Source organism: Candidatus Vicinibacter proximus (assembly GCA_016713905.1).
GTDB classification, from domain to species: Bacteria; Bacteroidota; Bacteroidia; order Chitinophagales; family Saprospiraceae; genus Vicinibacter; species Vicinibacter proximus.
Genome location: JADJOE010000003.1, coordinates 1 through 21,124, shown reverse-complemented (window position 1 = coordinate 21,124; position 21,124 = coordinate 1). Strand labels below are relative to the sequence as shown.

Sequence of the window (21,124 nt, the reverse complement as noted above, 5' to 3'; positions counted from 1 at the left end):
TATATCATGTTACCAGAACCGGAAATTTCAATTCTTGAAGTAAATCAAATGAAAAGAACCAAATGTCTTGTTTTCACAAGAGTCATGGGATATTTGAGACCTGTAGAAAGTTTCAACCTTGGTAAAAAGGGAGAACATAAAGAAAGAATTTATTTTGTCGAAAACACGAATGAATAAACCAATCTATCATATTACCCCTTTCAGTATGTTGGATTTTCCTGACATGCTTTCATGTATTATCTGGTTTGCAGGATGTAACATGAACTGTGGTTATTGTTACAATGTGGATGTAGTAAGGGGTAAAGGAAAGATAAATTTTAATGAAGCGCTTGATTTTCTTAGCTCCAGAAATAAATTGTTGGACGGAGTGGTATTAAGTGGAGGAGAGTGTCTGATGCATCATAATTTAGAAAATTTTATTCAGGAAATAAAAGTGTTAGGACTTAAGATTAAAGTGGATACCAATGGATCACAACCAAAAAATTTAGAAAAATTACTTCAAAAAAATCTGCTTGACTATGTTGCCCTCGACTTCAAAGCGCCCGCAGATTTATTTTTAAAAGTAACCTCCATTAATAAGTTTGATGAATTTGTCCAATGTTTTAAGCTTTTGAAACAAGCAGGAATTCCGTTTGAAGTGAGGACTACTTACCATTCGGATTTATTGGAAATCGATTCAGTTCAGTTAATGGCTTCATTTCTGGAAGAACTAGGTTACTCAGGACCATTTTATATTCAGAATGTTTTCAACAATTGTAAAACATTAGGAAATCTAAGAAACGATTCCACCAAAATTAAAGCAAAAGATATACACACTAAAAATCTACAAATTGAAATCAGAAATTAAAACATCTATTAATAAATTCGGAAAAACAATTTTTAAATCATTATAATTATTTCATCATGAAAAATCTTATGCGCATTCTCTTCATGGTCTTTGTCCTGACAATGGGACTAAATACCGGATGTAACAAAACGGAAACCAATAACTCTTCCTCGCTCACCTTGCAAAGTTATCCTAGTAGTGTATACCACGAATGGAACAATGTTTTCCTGGAAACAGATAGGTACGCTGCATTCTACCGACCTGGCCCGGCGCCAAGAGCTCTTGCATACATGGCATTAAGTGCCTATGAAGCTTGTCTGGGCGGGATGCCCGATTATCAATCGCTCCGATACAGACTGGTCATCAGCGGCTTACCGGAAATAAAAAAAGATCTGTATTGGCCGGAAGTAATAAATGCATCTTATGGCTATCTCATGCAGAAATTTTTTGAAAACGTTACTTTTAAAGATAAATCGGGAAACATTCTCAGTACTGTTGAGATTCTAAACAATATTGCTGCTAAAGAGTATGAATTACAAGCCACTTACGATCTCGAAGAAGAAGATGAATTAATCAAACGCTCCAAAGAACATGGAAAAGCAGTTGCGGAAGCAATTTGGGTTTATTCGACTACAGATAAGGTAGGACATAACGGACATTTAAATCCGTTCCCAAGAGCAGTCAATGCACAAGGCTGTGAGTGGATCCCTACTGACCCTCAAGATGCTGACAAGGGATTGTATTCCCAATGGGGTGAAGTAAGAAGATTTGGACTTTCACGCTCAGATATGGATGCCTTGGTTGCGCCATATGGTTGTGATTCAGATAAAAATTCCTTGATCTATTCACAAGCTTATGAAACATATGTATTGGCAAATCAAGCCAGAAGTAATACTAGAGGAGAAATGGAGCACATTTCAGAGTTCTGGTCAGATGACCGTGTTGGTTGGACTTTTAGTCCACCGGCCAGATTAGTCGCTGTTGCTGATCAGATCGTAGAAAAAGAAAAATTTGATTTGGAAAAAACTTGTGTACTATATGCTCAACTAAATATGGCACTAAATGATGCTGCAGTCATCGCCTGGTACAACAAATATAAGTTCAATGTAGAAAGACCCATTACCTACATCAGAAGAGTGATAGATCCTAACTTTACCATACCATGGCTCGGATTTACACCGCCCTTTCCAGCTTACCCATCGGGACATTCTACCTTTGCTTTTTCAGGTGTGGGTATAATTGAGGCCTTTGTTGGTTCCAGCTATCCATTCACGGATTTCTGTCATCAGAACAGAACAGACTTCCTTGGTACGCCAAGATCTTTCAACTCATTGCGTGATCTTGCCATAGAAAATGCTTTCAGCAGATTGCCGCTTGGCGTACATTACCGGATGGATTTCGACAGTGGAAATTTCTGTGGAATTCTATGTGCCCGCAAAGTATTGCAACTTCCTTGGAAAAAATAAAAATTAAAATCCAATAAGCAACAATTTGTTGTAGTTCTTTATTCTAATTTGTTTAAGAAAGTGACTTGCTCAGGTGAGTCATTTTCTTTTAGTGAATCTATGAAATAAATATTCCGTATCCCCTTCCATAAAAATATACATTACAAAATAGCTATTACTATTCATCAAGTGAACACTTCTCGCTAAATATTTTTGTGAAATAAAGACTTCATTATAAAGGTGGACATAAAGTTAAGATAAAAAACAGAGTCCAAAGAAAATAATTAGGTATTCATTGGACACAATGAACATGCATTATACAGAGGAATAAATTGCGAAGTATTCTTTATAGAAAGAAACATAAAATAGATGAAAAATAATTGTTAAAATATTCTGTCAATTCAAAATAGATCCCATTTAACCAAATCAATCCGTAAGTATGGATTAAAGATATTTTAAACCACATAAACGATCCTCACATTAATCTTTTCTCAGAATTGTTGCCATAATATTGAAAGCCGGAAATCACATACCTAGGCTATGGGATGGATACATTAAATTTAATCATTCAATTTTTTATCTATCCTTGACAATAAGTGGTAATCAATTATAAATGGTAAATAAATGAAATTAGATATTGTCATGAATAATAATCATTGCTTAACATCGGATTTGGCATAGACGCTGCTCCGCCAACTGTTAATAAAATAATTTGACATCACCGGAAAAAATTATAAGAGAATGATTTAAGACACTAGGTGGTATAGAGTCTATTCCGCGTTGGAGGATGTTATTTTCAACTGATCCAAGTACGGTTCTGGTATTTGATTCTCCATTTTTTGTTTTCTTTTTTTTACTATATATCTTCGCCCCCATCCGCATTCACCACCTCAATATAACTCCATGTCAAATATCATAGTTTTCCAATCTAAGGAAATGATGGGGATAGAAACTTTAATTAACGAAGGTGCTTTATAGATTTTTTAAAGCATATCAAAAAAATATACGCAGTGCTATACTTTCTAACAGAATCACTTGTTGATGCCCTAATTATATTGCTATTTATTTTATTTGTGTTTAGAAGACTGTCTTTAAAAATTGCAATTTGATTAAACATATATTCTATGTCTACTTTATCTATTAATTCATTTGAATAAAATGATTTAAGTAAACTTTGAGATCGAAACAACTCCAATAGGTCTAGGCGGCGACATCGGAGGGGGGTAATAAACCATTATTATCACTTATTAATTTGTCATAATCGAGTGTATCTTGAATTACTTTTATTAAAACTAATTCAATTAATCTATCGGTATCGATAATTTCCATTCTTACGAAGCCATCAATTATCTCATAGTAACTTTCAAATTTTTCTTCAGAGTTTTTGTTACAAGATGAAGAGATTAGATAAAAAATTATTAGAACTATTGTAATGGCTTTCATTATGATTTAATTAATGGTCGTATACGTTTTAAGGCCTTGCCCAATGCGGCTAATGAAACACTGTCTGCCGAAACGTTTATATAAAGACATGTGTTTATTAGTCTTTTGCAAAATGAAAAACAAAATGCGCTTCAGCGCACCATAAATTTGCAAAAGCCTTGCACGTCCGCCCCCATTGGGCAAGACCGCTGTTAGCAGCTCGGCTTTTAGTTTTATTTGTCCTGTTTCAGTATTAATTGAAATGCTAAATCAGAAACTAGCCACTCTTCAACTATCTTGTCCTTGTCAAAACGAGAAACAACAATTTCGTACCATTTTACTTTTTTATTTGAAGCTGGTATTCCCATCAAGTCGGCTTTATGTGTACCACTAAATGTCCTTTGCCAAGTTAAAACATTGTCCGTCTGCGATAAAAGTTCAATATTTAAAATTTTAATATTGGGAAGGGCTGTCCGAACCTGTTTTGCGAATTGCTTTATAAATTTATGTCCATTGTAGCTTTTGTCACCTGAATGCGCTACATAGTTAACTGAAAACACCGAGTCAACTATATCAAAATTGCCTTGACCGAGAAGTTGGTCAACTGTGTTTTTCACTGTATTTAACTTGTCCATATTTATATACTTTTTGTTGTTAATGTTAATTTAGGTTGTCTTTGTCTAAGCTGACCATTTACGTTTTGCAAGCTTGCGCTTGCGGCTAATGAATCACTGTCTGCCGAAACATTTTTATAAAGATATGTGTTTATTAGACTTTGTAAAATGAAAATGTCAATTCGTGAAGCGACCTTAAATTTGCAAAAGTCTTGCAGGTCCGCCCGCATTGCGCCATGGCTTGTTGCTAGAGGTAGTTTTTAATTCTTGGCTTTCTTCATAAGTTTTAACGCCCAATCGTAATGACTTGAGGTAGCAGAAACCAAATATGCTCCCAAAGAAGTTGTACCTGTCCATTTGTATTTTTTCTTTTCAAAAAGCTCATCATTAGAATGTTTTTCAATAATACTCTGAACATCTTTGAAAGATTTATCAAGCAATTTCCTAACTTTTTTTAAATCTGTTGTCCTGTAGGTTTCCCAAATTTTTCTGTTCAGTTCAGGAGTTGTCTTCCATGTGTATCCTTCTGCTGGCATTTCAGGTTTATCTCTCTTCATTCCTATTGTGTACCACTCTATCATCATTAAATGCCAATGATGCAAATGGGCAAGTACATCTCGAAAATTACGATTCATTGTTCCTTTTGGAAATTCTTTGTCCTTGTCATCTTCAGAGAATGAATCAACAAAGTCATTTAAACTTTTATAGTTCTTATGACTCAAAGTCAATAAGTCTTTTTTGTTTGTTGGTCTTGACATGTTCCTTTTTTTGTTTAATAGTGATATCTCTTAAATGATATTCAATGTGCAAATTAACAACCTGTAAATGTTCTAATTGTGAATAATTTCTTGAACCTCTTTTTTATAAGGAATTTCATCAACAGTGGTGTTAAAAATATGTTTTGCAATAACTTTCTGTGATTCAAGCAATCTTTGCAAAGAACTTTTATAGGAACATCTCGTGTTGTGTCAACACTCATTTTATTTACATCTGATTGTGTCTCTTTAAGAGGATTAGGTTTTCTGTTTTAAACAACATCCTTTAGATTTCTAGCTAAACTTTCATGCCAAAAAGTAAGATGCCCTAAAACAACTTTAACTGGCCAATACGTATAAACCATTTGATTGAAATCCTTGTCATGCTTGAAAAACGAAAATGTTAACCGCTTTTTCTAGTGATTAAAGATAATCGATTATTTGCTCTTCTAAGTGGCTCATTTCAGTTTTCAAAATTACCGCTAACGGCATAGTGTGAAAATACCAAAATCCAACGCTGTTAGAATGCAATATAAGAAAATTTCTAAGGAGGTATCCGAATAAATTAAGTCTAGTTAGGAGTTTTTTCTCAACCTGACGGTTTCGGGCTTTGCATTGGTGGGCTTTTGAAACCGTAATCTGTCTGCCAGTGCCAACGTTCATTAATTGCTCAAATGTTTATATTGCCACTGTCCGCCCATTAACGCAAAACCCGTGTTATCGGTTCGTTGTTTTCTTGTCTATAGTTTGCATATCATTACATTTCTTCTTGTCCCTGCCCTTTTCAAAAAAGTGAAATCAACTTTTTCGAATGTCTTTACAAATCCCATAAACCTATAACTTGGAGAGTCTGGGTCGACAGGATAAGCCTCCAGATATTTAGCCCCATTTTTTTTCGCGAATTTTTTTGCATTCTCAATTAGCAGGTCAATTAGCCCCATATCTCTAAATTCTTTCTTTATATAAAAACAGGCAATCGACCAAACATTTTCAAAACTCTCATCACCACCAAGTCTTTGATATGTTTCTCTTGGCGCAACAGAACACCATGCAATTGGCTCAGTATTCATATATGCCAAAAGTCCGATTGGTGTTTTATCCATTACTCGCTGTTGAATAAACTTCTTTCTATTAGCCGAAGTGTTTTCTTTTAACTCTTCCTTTGTCATACGCCAAGCCATACACCAACAGTAGCTGGGGCCACCTTGTGACTGAAAGAGTGCTTCAAAGTCGGCCCAGTTTCTTTTGTCGACCGGCTTTATTTTTATGTTTTTAAGTGACGTCATAAATTACCGCAAACGAAAAAGGCTTGGCGTTTGTTGGGGAATTAGAATTCCGTCAGCCGATAACCGAAGCCCAATAATTGCAATATTGCTGATTTTTTATTCTTAAGCCAAATTTAAAACGTCCAGCCCGAACTGAAGCACAATAGTGATCAAATTTTGAGGTAATGTTCGTCAAACTCCAATAACGCCGTACCTCGTGTTGCACGTTAGCTTTGTTTTATTTCTGTCGTACCAAATTTTTTAGATTAATACTCCCACAGTTTAATTCTTTTTCGCTTATTAATGAAAACTCTGGTTTGCCAGCGTATCGTGAAATTTTATAAATTATATCTTGTCCTTTCAAATAAAATCCTGTTCTCAATGCACCACTAGATGTAATGTTTGCTGAATGGCTAAGAATTACAACATAAAAGCCACTTGATGCTTTTGGATTTATCGTTCTTTTTAAAGATGATGGTTTGTCAATATTATTATCTAAAAAAGACTTTAAATCTGTAAAACCATAGTTACTCAAAGGTTCTTTATCAATGGTCATTGTATCGTCAGCAATAAATACTTTGTAATGATTACCAGGCAATTCAGAAACCTCATAAAAATCTGCAGGAAAGTTAATCTTAAATTCAAGAGAGCTATCTGTTTCGTTAATTATTCTGGTCCAAAATATAACTTTAAAATATTGATTTCCATTTGGAGCAATATATCCTTCGCCTTTCGGCAAACTGTTTTGTATGATTAGGTGCTTACCCATAGAATCAGCATACTCAAAATTTCTTATCGAATTTACAGTTTCTATATCAACAATTACTGGTGTTGATTTATTCGCTTGCTTACAAGAAAAAAGTCCAGCAGTTGCAATTACTAATAATATAGTTTTTATCATTTTTGATTTTTTTTCAACTGTTTTCAAGCTTGCCCACAACGCCAGAGTGTAAAAATACCATTTTTTACATTCAAAATTTAATAAGATGCGATGTATAATCTCATGTAATGCAGTTTTAGGAGTTATAAGTGCAGCATTTTTAAAATGCGCAATAGTCCGATAAAATATAAAATGGCCTAAAGGTCTTAAATCAAGCCAACTTAATATGAAAATAGAATCTTTCTTGTAAGGAGATACCCAATTTTTTAACTTTTCGGTCAGCTCTGGAACACCAAGTATGGAAAAACTTCGTTTGATGTTGTAAACAAGCATAATCAAACTATTTTCTTCATTGACTTTCTCCAGTCCCTTCAGATTGGTGTAATAATACCCCCACTTTCTTTTTTTTTGTCCCGAAAATATGCTCGTTAATCTCCTGTCGTTTACGATACAATGCAGAATTTTCTTTATAGCGTGCATTATTAGTGTCTATTGCTGTTGCGTATTCACTTCTTTCTATTTCTCTTCCTCCGCTTGCTCTGCCAGTGCAAAAATGTTTTACTGGACAAGTTTTACATTCTGATCTTCTGTAATTTTTAAATTGATAACTAATATTTTTATCCCTGGATTTTTATACCATGCACCTGTTGTATTTAATGTTTTTCCTTGTGGACATGTATGGCAATCACTATCTTGATTGAAAATAAAATTTGTCATTACATAATCTGGTGTTGTTCCATGTGAATTGCTATTAACTATTTCTTAAGGTGCAACGATCGATACAATATTAGCGTCCTTGCACTGCTGTAGTTCTCTTCCAATGTGATAGCCTTTATCCAAAACAGCTACAAAACTTTCTACATTCAAATTTTCTTTGGCTTCAAGTGCTATATCTGTTAGAGCATTCCTGTCATTGCGATTAATAGTATGGGTTGCAATTATTAATTTATGTTGGTCATCAACCGTAGTTCGAACATTATATCAAATTTCTACAACTTGACCATGCACTAGCAATGCTCTGGAGTCTGGGTCTTTAGTACTTATTTGACGCTCGTCATTAGACACCAGCTGGTCTTGTAGTATTTCATACTTAATTTTATTTTTCTTGAGTCTCTCCATCTTTTGTTGAATATCGTAAACTCGAATTAGATCATCTTTCACATCGATTTGTTCAAGTAGATTCATGTACTCGGTACTCTTCTCTTCAATATAGGCTATGTGTCTATCAATCCTTTTCTGATTGTAGTTATTCTTTTTACTGTTGTGTGCTCTTGACTTTGTACCATCGATTGCAATAACTTGGCCACTAATCAAATCTATATCCTTTAGAAATGAAACAAACAATTTGAATACACTCTTTAGTGCTATTGGATTGTCTTTTCTGAAATCAGCAATTGTATCATAGTTTGGTCTCAATCATAATGTTAACCATTGATGTACGATGTTGCGATAACATTCACTTTCTAAACTACGGCTTCTTCTCAATTCATTTAGATAACCAAATAAATTTTTAGAAGTACGAATGATTCAAAACTTGGACGCCCTTCTTTCTTTAAAGTCTTAACTTCAAATCCTATCTTTAATAAATCTAAGTGCTCAACAAATGTATCCACAAATCTCACTGGATTTTCTTGGCCAATTGAATCTTCTAAAGAAGTCATTTGCATTTGCAATCTTGGCATTCCGGTAACATGATTCACAATGTATAAATATACAAATCAGTATTTTTCTAGCAAAGATATTTACTACTTATTTCCAATTATTTATTCATAACCTGACGTTTGTCGGCTCGGCGATGTTAGCGACTGGCTTTATTGATTTTTCCGCCTTGTTACTAATTTCAGTCCTATAAAGCCAAAGATTAATTCTAATATAAAGTAAACAACTAATAACCAATGAGGAATTCCATCTAATATAAAACTCAAAACTCTGCCTGTCGCAAGACCTAACATAAACACAACTAAACAGTATAGAGCAGGCCGTCTGAATTCCTCTTTAAAAACTCCCAGCCCCCAAATAATTACTTGTCCGAAATACAATCCCATAACAGCTCGCAGTATGTGAGTCAAGTTTATGTTGTCAACACCGAACCCATAAAGAGGTGTTAATGTCTTTTCTGGCATTAAACCATACCCTAAGGCAATAGGAATTAATCCAAATAACGCAATTACCAAAAGTGCTTTCTCTGATATCTTATTTGTCATTTCTTGAAAATTAATTGTCTTATAAATAATTATGTTCAAACGTCTGTTTTCAAGCTTGCCAACAACGGTCTAGGCCATGTGCCGTAAGGGATTATGGCTTGTGTTGGCAAACGTTTTAATTCCTTTTATAATTTTGTCATCCTTGTAAAATTACCAAACTCTTTCGTAACAATTAAATTAAACCACTAATTTAACCATTGTCAATTCTTAACAAGAATTATTTGATAAATAAGTTGATTTAACGCTTCTTTATATTTAATTTCAATATTTCTTGTGAATGTGGAAGCACAGTCAAAGTTTTTACTAAACACTCTATTATTTATCTTAGGAATCTTTACATTGTCTAAAGTAATAACGTTGAAATCAGGCATGAGTTACTTTATGAATTTTCTCCAATACTTATTTCCATAACTACAGAATATCTCTTCTTCAATATTTATATCGCGAATTGCAACGAGACAAACATTATTATCATCATCCAAAGTTATGGTAGAATTAATTTTAAAATTTGTTTTTACTAAGCCCTTCGAATCATTTGCGTATTTGGCAAAACATTTTACCTTCATCGAATCCATAATTGTTCCATCCAACATGTTAATAAAATATCTGTCCATTCCATTCTTTGCCCTAATTTCAGTTTCTTCTACCGATAATATTTCACCCTTGAAAACTGATATAATTTCATTTTTATAAATTAATATGGATGTGAATAGGCCTTTACCTGCGTCTGGTATTTGTGATTCTTTTATATACAAATAATCAGATTCTTTCGCATCAATTTTGTCAGGTGATTCAATTGAATATATCATAGTTAGCTGGTATCATTTTTATAAATAAACCCTTTATCGAGATAAATTGCAAAGATAGTTCATTTTTGATGTGAATAAGAAAAGTTGTAAGCATTTGAGTCTCGGAGTTTATCTCAAAACAAGATCAGCTCTTGATAACGATATGATTTCAATTGTCCAAGCTTTCATTCACCCTGTTTGCATTTAGTTAAAAAGTTTGAACTAATAAAGAATTGGAAAATCCACTTTGCTTGTTAGTTTCACCACATCTATTTGCTTTCAACAAATGAAATCGAATCATAAATTTCAACTGGGATAATTAAAATTTATCCAAAATATATTGTCCTGTGATTCATATAAATTTTCATGAATTAGAATTAATTAATTCTCCAAAATTCATTTGCTTATGGAAAAAATGTCTCAATCAGTGAAGTAACTCAGAAAATAATTAAAATCAGACTTCATAAATTCCTTGAAGCCACTCATATCGATAATATTAGTTTTTCTACTAAATCTTTTCATTTAAATAAATTTTCTAAATGCTCTACGCTCTCTGTTTTTTTATGTTTGCTAACGGATTGGCTACACACGTTGCACCGCCATTAGCTTGGCAACCAAAAGTAAAAAATAATTTTCGTTGTTGAGATAAATTGAAAGAGAATCATAAAATTGCTGGCGGCGTAGAGTGTATAGTCTGTTACAGTGCGTTTATTTTTTTCTTTAGGGGCTTGTAAATACAATTGTTTGTTCTAATCTACTTTGTTGACCAATTAAATCAACAATTGTAAAATCTACCTCATATTTATAACCAGGGGTAAATTCAAATGCTCCCGAGCACATATTATGCCCTAGTTCAATAATATCGTTCCAGAGAAACAAACAAAAACTTCTAATACTTCCACTTGATTGTGATCGAATTGTTGTTTTGATATAATAGACTGATTCGGATTCTATCATACACTTAAATTGTATAAAATTTTCCGTCCCACATCCTAAGTTTTCGTCATAAGACTTATTAATAATTTGAGGTGATGATTTCCATTTTGGGGAAAGGTAATTCAAGTCGTTAAGTGTTACCCATTCTAAATTCTTATCAGGCATTTGGCTCTCGTAACCTTTTTGCAATATATCATTAACTGAGATCAACAAATAAGTGCAATTTTTCCAAAAAAAAGGAAAAAAAGCTTTTAAGGGCTTTTTTCCTTTTGACCAAGTAGTGCAATCTTTGGATTGTCTATGTCAAAAAATTACAACCAGCTCAGCTTTGAGCAAAGATACCAGATTGAGGCTTTATATGAAGCCGGAATGAAGCAAAAATTAATTGCCGAAAAAATTGATGTCCATCCATCTACGGTGTGTCGAGAATTAAAGAGAAATATTGCCCAAAGAGGTCAAACTGCAGGCACTTACAAAGCTAACAATGCACAGAGAAAGACAATATTGCGACATCAAAACAAACCGAAACGAATAATATTTACGGATAAGATAAAATCAATAGTAGCTAATCAGCTAAAATAGATAAGTGGAGTCCAGAATTAATAAGTAATGCTGCAAAATTGAACAACATAACTGCGGTAAGCCATGAACGAATTTATCGGTGGATATGGGAATGTAAGCACTCAAATACCAAGGAAAACAGACAATATAAAGACCTATACAAGTATCTTAGACACTGCAAGAGACGACGCAAACGAAGTAACAGGAAAGACAACAGAGGAGTTATTCTAAATCGAATGCCACTAGAAAAACGGCCATCTATTGTATCCAAACGCAAGCGATTGGGTGACTTAGAAGTAGACCTTATGATGGGCAAAAATCATAAAGCCGCATTATTAGTGCTAACAGATAGGGCTAGTTTACATACCCGAATAAAAAAGTTATCTGGTAAGGATAGTATAAATGTTATGAAAGGTATTATATCATGCATAAAGAAAAACAAGTACAAGCCACGGACCTTAACTTTTGATAATGACCTGGCTTTTAGTCGTCATCATGAAATTGCAAAATTGTTTAATGTGTCTACGTATTTTACTAGGCCCTATACAAGTCAAGACAAGGGAACAGTCGAAAATAGAATAGGAGTAATCAGGAGATACTTTCCAAAGAAAACAAATCTTATATTTGTAACCGATAAACAGGTCAGCTATGTTGAAAAAATGTTAAACAACAGACCTATAAGAAAATTTAATTATGTAACTGCTAATCAAGAGCTACTTGAAAAAATTGCACTTATTAATTGAACTTACAATACATTAATTTATTCAAATTTTTAGAATCGCCTGATCATGCATTGATGAATTACTTGAAATTATTCAATCCAAATAGAGCTCCAACTTTATTTGAATGAGGGGGTATATTTTTAAATTGATAAAAGTCTAGTTTAATAATCAATTACTTATATTTTTTTATGAATCGTTTTTCAACTTTATTGGACAACAGTAATTGAACATTTGTAATTGAATTACCTCACCACCGTCACATCCCCCTTCTCCATAATCACACTTCCATCAAGCAGTACAATCTCCGCATGCCAAACATAAACTCCCGGCATTACATCCTGGTCTTTGTATTTGCCATCCCATCCTTGTGGTAATTCATTGGGCAGGAAATTCTGTTTTTGCCAAATGCGTTCGCCCCATCGATCATAGATAGATAAAGATTTAATTGTTGCTGTTGTACCGTATACATAAATTGTAAAATAGGTATTCACTCCACCGGGTTGAATGATATTTGGGTAATATATCGATACATCCTTGCTGATAGATAAGAGAAGTAAATGAATCGAATCGCAGCCGTTCTGTGTTTGATAAATTTCTTTATAAGTTCCTGATGTGGGATAGGCTTTTAGGTTGACCGGCCAAGTATAAGCATCAGTTGTAGTTACTGTGTCGGTATGTTGGAATTCAGGGTTAACGAGAAGATTTAATTTAATGATGGAATCGCAACCATGATTAGTTTTAAGAGGGTAAATATAATCTCCGGATTGGGTGTATAATACTTTATTGACTGGCCATAAATATTCCTTACAAACTTCTGCTTTTTCTCTGATTTCGTAATTCTTATGAATGGTTAAATCCAATTGATAGATGGAATCACAAGCTGAACCATTGATGAATTTTGATACATAAATTCCTGAACTATCATAAGTGATTCCATTGACATCCCATTGATACGATCCACAAGTAGATACATTGGATCTAAAGTGTTGGGAATTGATATTCAGATTTAGATGGATTAGAGAATCACAGCCTTGAGTGTTTTGTAAAATGAATGTATAATTTCCGCTTGTACTCAATGTGTTATTCAGGAAAGTGATGCTGTCACAAATGGTAATGGAAGTATCTTTTATGCTTGATGGGATAATGGTTAAATCCATGGTGATTATACTATCACATCCTTTACTACTGATTGTCTTATAAATATATGTTCCAGACTGTGTGTAAATAGTGCCATTCCAATTATATGAATTACATGCAGTTTGTAGAACGCGAATATGATTTGATGGATAGATGATTAACTGCAATTCAGCAATGCTATCACACCCTGATGCATTCAATGTTGTATATTGATAAGTTCCACTTTGTTTGTATACTTTATTATTCCACATTAGGCTGTCGCATGTAGTAATCGTTGTGGTTGAATTAGTTGATTGATTAATGATTAAGTTTAGCGTAGCGACGCTATCGCAACCATTTACATTTTGAGTTTTGTAATTATATGTTCCACTTTGTGTATAGGTATTTCCATTCCATAGTAAGCTATCACAACTTGTGCTATAGTTTGTTGATTGAGTAGCTTGTTTGATTTTAATATCGAGCGTTATAATGCTGTCACACCCATTAATACTTGGGAATGTGTCAGTATAAATTCCATCCGTTGTAATCAATATGCCATTCCAATTGTAATTATTACATGTGCTGATCTTCTCTTGTTGTCGAATGATGGAGTCGATGGTCAGATGGAGAATAGTTGTGCTGTCACAACCATTGATCCCGATGGTATCATAACGATAATCTCCACTCTTTAAATAGGTATTGCCATTCCAGTGATAAGTTCCACAATTAAAATGCTCGATTTCTACTCGCATAGATTGGTTAACGACTAATTCTAAATGCGCTATGGAATCACATCCTTCTGATGTTGTTAATCGATGACTATATTTACCAGAACTATTATACATAATCCCATTCCAGGTATAACTATCACAAGCATTCACTTTGTCAATAGTTTGTATTGGTTGCAAGATGGTTAAATCTAATATGATAACACTATCACATCCAAAAACAGAACTTCCTGTATAGTAATACCTTCCTGAGTTTTCAAGTTTCACCCCATTCCAATAAAAACTATCACAAGAAGTTCTTTGAATGGTAGAACTATCGGATTTATAGATTTTGAGATTTAATTGGACAGTGCTGTCACAACATGTGGTTTTTCTAAAATTCTTAAATGAAGTATTGTTATCAGAAAAATAAGTTACTCCGTCTAGCCATGTATATGAATCACAAGCATAAACGGTATCAATAGTAAATTTATTAAAACAATTCTTATATTTTAATAGAAAAGCATCAGGATTTGGATATCTTCCTGTTGTAATAAGCTCTGTAACATCAAACCCAAAATCAAAATCGACAGTGTCGTTAAAGCTTCCAGTTAGGTATAAACTATTTTGCTTATCAATAATAACTTCTCCTGCAAAGTCCAAGTTTGAACTCCCGGTACTATTTGCACATAAATAATTTCCATCAAAATCTAATTTTAATAAATATAAATCATAAGTTCCTTTTGAACTTAACAATTTACCCCCAGTTGCTGAATAAAATCGGCAATATCTTGGAAGCTACCTGAAATAAAAATTTCATTTTGCAAATCAAGAGCAATTCCGCTGACGAAATCATTTATTGGACTCCCAAAATTATCTGCCCATAATACTTTTCCATCTGGATTAAATTTACAAATAAAAACATCTTGTTCCCCAAATGATTTCAATCTTTTTGTACCGTTAACTAAATTAAAATCTAATGAACCAGAAAAAAACTCCGATACAATATATAAATCCACTGGCATCAATATCTAAGTCCTCACTTAAACTGAATTCCGGTCCGGCAATGGTATTTGCCCAAACAAAATTTCCAGAAGGATCCAGTTTTACTAGGTATGCATCTAAATCTCCATTAGGACTTAACTTAAAGGAAGATGGACCTGGATCAAAATCCATTGTACCATAGAATTGTCCCAAAATATAAATATTATCTAAATTATCAATTTTTATAGCACTACTTGAATTGCCTAAGAGATCCCCTTTTAATTGCTTTACCCAAATAAAATTTCCATTAGGAGCCAATTTTAAGATATAGGAATCATAATCAGTTGGTCTCAAATTAGCAACACCTGGTCCAAAATCAAAATCTATAGTTTCTGAAAAAATCCTGTACAATATAAATTTCCTTTTGAGTCGGCATCAATAGAATTAACGGATTTATTTTCACGTCCTTTAAGATGTTTCACCCACTGAAAATTTCCATCCAGATCAAACTTCAAAATATATCCATCATAACGATAGTAAAGTGTTGAATTAAGTAAATAGGTACCAGGTCCAGGATCAAAATCAACTGAACCAGTAAATCTTCCTACTATATATAAAAAATCCATTCGAAATTAAAATTTTCTGTGCCGAGAGAAAATCAGAAGAGCTCCTTTGGTCTGTTGCAAACAACGACTTAGCCCAAATAACTTTGCCAGAAGAATCTAATTTAGAGATGTATAAATTATAACTAGTGCTATTTCCTTCAATCAAATTATATTTCAAAGGTCCAGGATCAAAATCAACCGTATCAGTAAAAATCCAGTAGAATAAACATTATCTTGGTCGTCAACAGCAACACAATTGCCTTGTACTGTTTCATTACCACCAAATTTAATTGCGCGAATTAGTTCCTGGCAATAAAATAATTTGGACCAAGCGCAAAATATTAGAGTTATAAATATTTTAATCTTCATACCAATTAAAGAAGTTAATCACCAGTACAATATACATTCATTATTACAACCTAAGTAATTAAACATCTAATAATGAATATTTTACGCCTACATTCATAATATACCCTGATAAGTTTAAAGTAAAATAAATTTATCTACTATTTAAAGACCTGGTTCATTGAAGAAACGCTGCTTGTTCGATTTGCATGTTATTGAATAGCATAGAATGCAACAGGTTCTCAAATTTGAAGCCTAACTCAAATGCAAGATAATATAATCATTGTTTGCCAAAAATGCCGACAAACGACTTATAGGAAATTCGCAATTGGTTCTGTAATTCGTAATTGAGCAAGGTAATTCGTAATGTGAAACACTGTAGTCCGGTAACGGTTTCGCATGAACGCAGGACAGTCGCATTGGCAAGCTTGCCGTTTTATGCAGTGTTAGCAGTACATTTTTACTTTTTCTTTATAATTTTCTGTATGTTTCATGTGTTCTGCTTCTGTCAGATAATCCGCTTTTGGATCAAATGCTGCACATTGAAAATTTAAGGTTTTATCTTTCAAGAACCTTCGATTCAATTCATCAATTATATCATCAATCGAATTAAAAGGTAATGGTAATATCGTAGCTATTATCCGCTCTGTATTTTCAGTCTTTAATGGAAAGATAACCAATATTGATTCCATCCCTTTTTTAAGGATGAAATGAACTCCACACAGTGATTTTTTGATATGGAGGCTCAAACCAAAACTTAGTTGGGTATATTATTCTATCTGGATTTAGCAGTTGTTTTCTCTATCTATCGAAAACTATATCTAATATGAAAAGGTATCCAAATCTCTCAAAAACAAGCAGGTATGCCGATTTTAATAGAGCGAATTTCAACTTAAATAAATCTACTTTTCCTGTCGGAAATTCAATCGTCACAAATGGATTTTCTGAGTTTGGGTCTATTCTTTTTATGAATTCTTCCAATTTTTCTTTGTGATTATTTTTATTGCTGTGAAATCTCGTCATAGTTCCATTCTCGTCAACTCGAACAGTTCCTTGAACAATATCATCGCCAATTTTTACCTTCACTTATGCCTCTTTGTTTGGTAAGAATTTCTTTTTGTCCAATTCATTAAGTCTGTAATGGAGGTGAGAATCTATTTGACTACCAAGTGTATTGTTGCATTTTTTGCAGGTTAATGTATTTGCTTTTCCACCCAATGATTTTGGAGGAGCATCTTCTAATGTTAAAGGATTAGGATAGCTTTAATTTAAATCTTGCGGTGAAAAATGCTTTAACAAATTGGACAAATGTAATTGCCAATTTACTTCTGATTATATCCATGTAGTAAATTGTTTTGCTTCCATATTTCCCATTGATGAGAAATTATTTAAAATTTTCGGCTCTTCTTTTTTCGGTTGGATTCATGGTTTAATTTATTTTTTAATGACCCCAACGGTTCTGAGATAATTTCAGGCAGAGCATTTAAAGAGACTTCCAATAGCAATTATATCAAGCTAAATATACGACATTCTATTGCATAAAATCCAAATTGCTCTGCTTGAATTAATCTCATGTTAGTGGCCGTTAAAGTTTTCATTTCTATAAAAATATTCCTTTCCATAAATATCTATATAGCCAAAATTTCCGTTTTCGAATTCAACTAATGCGTAGTGCCCATTAATACCACTTATATATAAGTATTTTGGTTCTATTATTTCATTTTTAAAATTTAAAAGTATCATTCCCCAAAACGAATTTTCCTTTAAAGCAATATTTTCTTGAAGTTTTCCATCATTATCATTACATTTAAAGAACTTGATAGAATCATATTTAAATTCTGTTTTTCGAATATGAGCAATTGGAGTTGTATCTCTTATCATTAAATCATACACAGCAAATTTATTATTTTTCCTTGCTATTAATATTTGACCAATTAAATATAATGAATCAACTTCAGAAAGCAAAAGCTTTGCGATAGTTTTCTCATAAATAGACTTGAAAATACCTAATGACAGACTATCTTGTATTAAGTATGGGGAATCAAGGTGAGTATGAACACAACTAATTAATTCACTTGATTTAAGTTTTTTACCGTTTCGATTAATATAAAATTTCTTATTTTTCACCTTTACCTCAGCAACACCAAAGATAAAATCTTCTGCAAATTCAAAGCTAGGTTTAATAACAACCTTACCCTTACAATTAATATAACCAAACTTTCCATTTATCTTAACTCTTCCACGTTCAAAAAAATAGCGTAAGCTTCATCAAATATCGGATTAACGATAATGGTGTGGTTCGTATTCTTATACCCCCATAAATCATTTTTCTCAAATGGAAGCAATGTGCTCTGAGAATTTACAATACAGATATTGCACAAAAATAATATAAATGTAGTAATCTTCATTATTGTATATAAATGACCGCTAACGGATTTGACATAGACGCTGCACCGCCAAACCAATAGCAGCCAAAACTAATAAATTAATTTCTCATTAGCGGAAAAAAATTAAAAGAGAATGACTTTTGATGCTTGGCGTTGTAGAGTCTATGCGATGTTGGCAGCAGATTTTATCCGCTTTCACTGTTTGATAATCATTCCAGTTTTTCGTGTTCCATTATTGCTCCTTACCTCATAGAAGTAGATACTACGCGGCAAAAGCTCCGTATTTATTGTAGCGTAGTTTGTAAATATTGATCTAAAACACACTTTCCCATTAAATCATAAAGAGTAACCCTTGTTTGTATGTTGTTTAAGAATTGGAATGTAAGATTATCGAAAAAAAGGATTCGGAACACTTTCAAATTTTCAGAAGCAGTCTGATCGTCAACACCTGTAATAATTAAATTGCAGTCCTGGTGCCATGCTGAATCCCTATTTCTATAGTAATATTGGTTTTTATAAAGACCAAGGATACTATCTTCATAGCATCTTAAAGGTCCAATACCTAAGGTGTGATGGACAACTGGAAACATGCCATATGTATTACCGATTCCTTCAATTACAAATCCAGAAAATCCAATAAGCAAGTCGGATACTAAATAATCAAAGCGTTTTCGCTGATGCTCATTAATTGTAATTGTATCAACAGATAAAACTTTTACTACTGGCTGGACGAGTGCCCCATGAAAACAATTCAGTACGAATGTATCACCTTGTTGTGCATTAAAGTCATATATTAAACACCAGCTCGTGCCACTATAAAAATAAACCCGGTTGTTATCCGAATATGTGTATTGTTGTGTGGTGTCAGACCAACCAGGTCCATAGTGTTCAATTATTGTTAAGATCTTACAACTTTGTCCATTTATAACCGTATCTGCAACCGACTCAAATGTTGTGAATGTTGTATAATTGGGATTGATTGTACCTTGTGTGTAAGTCCATTTTGCACCAATTGGAGCCCATGTCTGGGTTAAGGCTAGGTTCGGTAGAATAAGAAAAAGTAGAAGCGACTTCATGGTAAATAAAATTAGTTTTATACGATGCCTGTTGTTTTAAGTTAAATTTGCTGCCAACGGACTAGGCTTGCTGCTGTGGCGGCATTCATTGAATGTCAGCCCCGAACCGCAGCCCAATTTTGTTTTATTGTTGAAGATAAGTTTTATTGCTTGGCGTTATTCGTCACGCTGGAATTGCTGCTGATGCCTGCACATAGCTGAAGTTACTTCCATCGCCCCGCCATGGCAGCAAACCCCCTGTTGTGCGTTCGTGCTGTTATCACGGTGCCTGCCAAAACAGAGTTGGGTTGTTAGTCTTGTAATGTATAAAGGTCGTTGATTTCTTTATTGGTATATTCTGAACGGTCAGGCGTTTGCTTGAAATATTCTAATGGCAAAAGCGTAATTGTTGTAATTATTTTGTTGTTGCCGTAAGTCTCGGTGTCATACTCGCTGTTAACGTTGCACTGAAGCATGTACAGGTTTTTAGCCATGTATGTTACAAATAGTTTTGTTTGGTTTTTTGAAAACTGCCTGTTCCAGTTTGCTTCTGGGTTCAAGATTAACGGCTTGTCATTAATCATTCGTTCTCGAACTTCTTCAATACTTAACAGTCCCCTATTTCGTTCATTACATAGGCGTCATTTCTTGGGTCAATCCATAACCACTTTTTTCGCGTCTTCAGAATATACCGCATTGATAACATGGTAATCGGGGTCAATGCTTAGGCTATCTTTCGGTAGGCATGTCACAAAACGGATTTGAAACCCAAAGCCAAGTAACATTCATTTAAAACAGCCGCCAATCCCCGGCAGTTCAAACCAGCTTGTCACGCTTGCAAACAGCTATCATGTTCATTGCATTTTTACCGTAGGGTTGTCGTGATTACCGCCGTGGGGGACGAGAGTAATGTATCCAATGCAACAGGTTTAGGATTTTGACACTTCGTTACCGCTGCCAGCTATGCTATCTAAATTAAACGCTTTGTGAAGGGCAATAAGATTGAGTTGCTACTATTTTTTGATAGGTAACTGCGGTAGCGGTTTATTGTCATTTCGTTGTATTTCCCGGCTTTTTTCAAAATGTAAATGTAGTCGCCCACCTCTCTTAACGGTCCGACAATAGCTTTGAATTTTTGTCGCTCCGCATGTTGTTGAGGTCAGCGTCTTCCTGAATATGGCATAATTAGTATAACCACCCTTAATTGCTTTTTCTAAACTTGCCAGTGCCTGTGACTTGTTATTCATCAAAGCGTACGTGACACGCCGCGCTGTAATATGCACTTGCATAGTAACGGGCATACGACTTCGGGCAGTGGTATCAAGAGTGTTGAATTTCTCCAAAAACGCTTTTAGCAATCCGTTAAAAAGTCGCCGTGTCCTGTTTTTCGTAAGCTTTACAAAGAGCTGATCTCCCAGCGAGGCAACTTTTCAAAATGCAGCACTTGTGCTGGTTTGTGCGTTTGCTATAGAAGCAGAGATTAAAAGGAGACAGAAATAAATAATTT

At 33.8% G+C, this 21,124-nt stretch carries 22 protein-coding genes and 1 pseudogene; 5 read left to right on the top strand and 18 right to left on the bottom strand.

All coding sequences use genetic code 11. The features are described 5' to 3' along the window. Positions 1-6 precede the first annotated feature (6 nt). The 3 genes from IPJ83_08755 to IPJ83_08745 are packed head-to-tail and all read left to right on the top strand — an operon-like array spanning position 7 to position 2,292. Positions 7-177, top strand: coding sequence for a hypothetical protein (locus IPJ83_08755; GenBank protein ID MBK7880628.1), 171 nt, complete (start codon positions 7-9; stop codon positions 175-177). Beyond that, a complete protein-coding gene (locus tag IPJ83_08750) occupies positions 170-847 on the top strand; it encodes an anaerobic ribonucleoside-triphosphate reductase activating protein (protein MBK7880627.1) in 678 nt (225 codons plus the stop codon). Before IPJ83_08755 ends, IPJ83_08750 begins: the two co-directional genes overlap by 8 nt. A 56-nt stretch (positions 848-903) precedes the next feature. After that, positions 904-2,292 (top strand): vanadium-dependent haloperoxidase, encoded by a 1,389-nt coding sequence (locus IPJ83_08745; GenBank protein MBK7880626.1) that lies wholly within the window; start codon positions 904-906, stop codon positions 2,290-2,292. Positions 2,293-3,471: 1,179 nt separating this feature from the next. Here the strand turns inward: IPJ83_08745 and IPJ83_08740 are convergent. From IPJ83_08740 to IPJ83_08705, 8 genes and pseudogenes are all read right to left on the bottom strand, one after another. Next, positions 3,472-3,714 carry a hypothetical protein gene (locus tag IPJ83_08740; protein MBK7880625.1) on the bottom strand — a complete coding sequence of 81 codons (243 nt, stop codon included), beginning with the start codon at positions 3,712-3,714 and terminating at the stop codon, positions 3,472-3,474. A 212-nt stretch (positions 3,715-3,926) separates the two neighbouring features. Further along, positions 3,927-4,328: an ester cyclase gene (locus IPJ83_08735; protein ID MBK7880624.1), complete on the bottom strand. Its 402-nt coding sequence runs from the start codon at positions 4,326-4,328 to the stop codon at positions 3,927-3,929. 239 nt (positions 4,329-4,567) lie between these two features. After that, positions 4,568-5,065, bottom strand: coding sequence for a ClbS/DfsB family four-helix bundle protein (locus IPJ83_08730; GenBank protein ID MBK7880623.1), 498 nt, complete (start codon positions 5,063-5,065; stop codon positions 4,568-4,570). A gap of 737 nt (positions 5,066-5,802) precedes the next feature. Beyond that, entirely contained in the window at positions 5,803-6,348 is a 546-nt protein-coding gene (locus IPJ83_08725) for a GNAT family N-acetyltransferase (protein MBK7880622.1), read from the bottom strand. Positions 6,349-7,435: 1,087 nt separating this feature from the next. Beyond that, a pseudogene (locus IPJ83_08720) lies at positions 7,436-8,907 on the bottom strand (transposase). A 111-nt stretch (positions 8,908-9,018) separates the two neighbouring features. Next, complete coding sequence (locus tag IPJ83_08715) at positions 9,019-9,411, bottom strand: DUF4345 domain-containing protein (protein MBK7880621.1); 393 nt, start codon at positions 9,409-9,411, stop codon at positions 9,019-9,021. Positions 9,412-9,785: 374 nt separating this feature from the next. After that, entirely contained in the window at positions 9,786-10,220 is a 435-nt protein-coding gene (locus IPJ83_08710) for an SET domain-containing protein (GenBank protein ID MBK7880620.1), read from the bottom strand. Between the two features lie 699 nt (positions 10,221-10,919). After that, positions 10,920-11,348 carry a hypothetical protein gene (locus IPJ83_08705; protein MBK7880619.1) on the bottom strand — a complete coding sequence of 143 codons (429 nt, stop codon included), beginning with the start codon at positions 11,346-11,348 and terminating at the stop codon, positions 10,920-10,922. Between the two features lie 87 nt (positions 11,349-11,435). On the opposite strand from IPJ83_08705, the gene IPJ83_08700 reads away from it, so the two are divergent. Both IPJ83_08700 and IPJ83_08695 read left to right on the top strand, forming a co-directional pair. Next, positions 11,436-11,717 (top strand): helix-turn-helix domain-containing protein, encoded by a 282-nt coding sequence (locus IPJ83_08700; protein MBK7880618.1) that lies wholly within the window; start codon positions 11,436-11,438, stop codon positions 11,715-11,717. Positions 11,718-11,755: 38 nt separating this feature from the next. Beyond that, entirely contained in the window at positions 11,756-12,439 is a 684-nt protein-coding gene (locus IPJ83_08695; protein ID MBK7880617.1) for an IS30 family transposase, read from the top strand. A 221-nt stretch (positions 12,440-12,660) separates the two neighbouring features. On the opposite strand, the gene IPJ83_08690 is transcribed toward IPJ83_08695, so the two are convergent. The 10 genes from IPJ83_08690 to IPJ83_08645 form a co-directional block, all read right to left on the bottom strand. Further along, positions 12,661-14,997 (bottom strand): gliding motility-associated C-terminal domain-containing protein, encoded by a 2,337-nt coding sequence (locus tag IPJ83_08690; protein MBK7880616.1) that lies wholly within the window; start codon positions 14,995-14,997, stop codon positions 12,661-12,663. Beyond that, on the bottom strand, positions 14,991-15,260 hold the full coding sequence (locus tag IPJ83_08685) for a hypothetical protein (protein MBK7880615.1): 270 nt from the start codon (positions 15,258-15,260) through the stop codon (positions 14,991-14,993). Before IPJ83_08685 ends, IPJ83_08690 begins: the two co-directional genes overlap by 7 nt. After that, positions 15,211-15,636, bottom strand: a complete 426-nt coding sequence (locus tag IPJ83_08680; GenBank protein MBK7880614.1) for a hypothetical protein — start codon at positions 15,634-15,636, stop codon at positions 15,211-15,213. Before IPJ83_08680 ends, IPJ83_08685 begins: the two co-directional genes overlap by 50 nt. Continuing rightward, the gene (locus IPJ83_08675) at positions 15,609-15,851 is read right to left on the bottom strand and encodes a hypothetical protein (protein ID MBK7880613.1); all 243 of its coding nucleotides are present in this window, start codon (positions 15,849-15,851) and stop codon (positions 15,609-15,611) included. The genes IPJ83_08680 and IPJ83_08675 overlap by 28 nt, the downstream gene beginning before the upstream one ends. A gap of 770 nt (positions 15,852-16,621) precedes the next feature. Continuing rightward, positions 16,622-16,867 carry a hypothetical protein gene (locus tag IPJ83_08670; GenBank protein MBK7880612.1) on the bottom strand — a complete coding sequence of 82 codons (246 nt, stop codon included), beginning with the start codon at positions 16,865-16,867 and terminating at the stop codon, positions 16,622-16,624. 109 nt (positions 16,868-16,976) lie between these two features. Then, complete coding sequence (locus tag IPJ83_08665; GenBank protein MBK7880611.1) at positions 16,977-17,261, bottom strand: hypothetical protein; 285 nt, start codon at positions 17,259-17,261, stop codon at positions 16,977-16,979. Continuing rightward, on the bottom strand, positions 17,262-17,393 hold the full coding sequence (locus IPJ83_08660) for a hypothetical protein (protein MBK7880610.1): 132 nt from the start codon (positions 17,391-17,393) through the stop codon (positions 17,262-17,264). 357 nt (positions 17,394-17,750) lie between these two features. Then, positions 17,751-18,404 carry a WG repeat-containing protein gene (locus tag IPJ83_08655; protein ID MBK7880609.1) on the bottom strand — a complete coding sequence of 218 codons (654 nt, stop codon included), beginning with the start codon at positions 18,402-18,404 and terminating at the stop codon, positions 17,751-17,753. Between the two features lie 442 nt (positions 18,405-18,846). Beyond that, positions 18,847-19,638 carry a hypothetical protein gene (locus IPJ83_08650; protein MBK7880608.1) on the bottom strand — a complete coding sequence of 264 codons (792 nt, stop codon included), beginning with the start codon at positions 19,636-19,638 and terminating at the stop codon, positions 18,847-18,849. A gap of 290 nt (positions 19,639-19,928) precedes the next feature. Beyond that, the gene (locus tag IPJ83_08645) at positions 19,929-20,093 is read right to left on the bottom strand and encodes a hypothetical protein (GenBank protein MBK7880607.1); all 165 of its coding nucleotides are present in this window, start codon (positions 20,091-20,093) and stop codon (positions 19,929-19,931) included. Positions 20,094-21,124: the final 1,031 nt, after the last annotated feature.

Coding starts and splice junctions, on each gene's coding strand:
- IPJ83_08755 (MBK7880628.1), top strand. CDS start 7: ATGTTACCAGAACCGGAAATTTCAATTCTTGAAGTAAATCAAATGAAA.
- IPJ83_08750 (MBK7880627.1), top strand. CDS start 170: ATGAATAAACCAATCTATCATATTACCCCTTTCAGTATGTTGGATTTT.
- IPJ83_08745 (MBK7880626.1), top strand. CDS start 904: ATGAAAAATCTTATGCGCATTCTCTTCATGGTCTTTGTCCTGACAATG.
- IPJ83_08740 (MBK7880625.1), bottom strand. CDS start 3,714: ATGAAAGCCATTACAATAGTTCTAATAATTTTTTATCTAATCTCTTCA.
- IPJ83_08735 (MBK7880624.1), bottom strand. CDS start 4,328: ATGGACAAGTTAAATACAGTGAAAAACACAGTTGACCAACTTCTCGGT.
- IPJ83_08730 (MBK7880623.1), bottom strand. CDS start 5,065: ATGTCAAGACCAACAAACAAAAAAGACTTATTGACTTTGAGTCATAAG.
- IPJ83_08725 (MBK7880622.1), bottom strand. CDS start 6,348: ATGACGTCACTTAAAAACATAAAAATAAAGCCGGTCGACAAAAGAAAC.
- IPJ83_08715 (MBK7880621.1), bottom strand. CDS start 9,411: ATGACAAATAAGATATCAGAGAAAGCACTTTTGGTAATTGCGTTATTT.
- IPJ83_08710 (MBK7880620.1), bottom strand. CDS start 10,220: ATGATATATTCAATTGAATCACCTGACAAAATTGATGCGAAAGAATCT.
- IPJ83_08700 (MBK7880618.1), top strand. CDS start 11,436: ATGTCAAAAAATTACAACCAGCTCAGCTTTGAGCAAAGATACCAGATT.
- IPJ83_08675 (MBK7880613.1), bottom strand. CDS start 15,851: ATGGATTTTTTATATATAGTAGGAAGATTTACTGGTTCAGTTGATTTT.
- IPJ83_08670 (MBK7880612.1), bottom strand. CDS start 16,867: ATGGAATCAATATTGGTTATCTTTCCATTAAAGACTGAAAATACAGAG.
- IPJ83_08650 (MBK7880608.1), bottom strand. CDS start 19,638: ATGAAGTCGCTTCTACTTTTTCTTATTCTACCGAACCTAGCCTTAACC.
- IPJ83_08645 (MBK7880607.1), bottom strand. CDS start 20,093: ATGCTTCAGTGCAACGTTAACAGCGAGTATGACACCGAGACTTACGGC.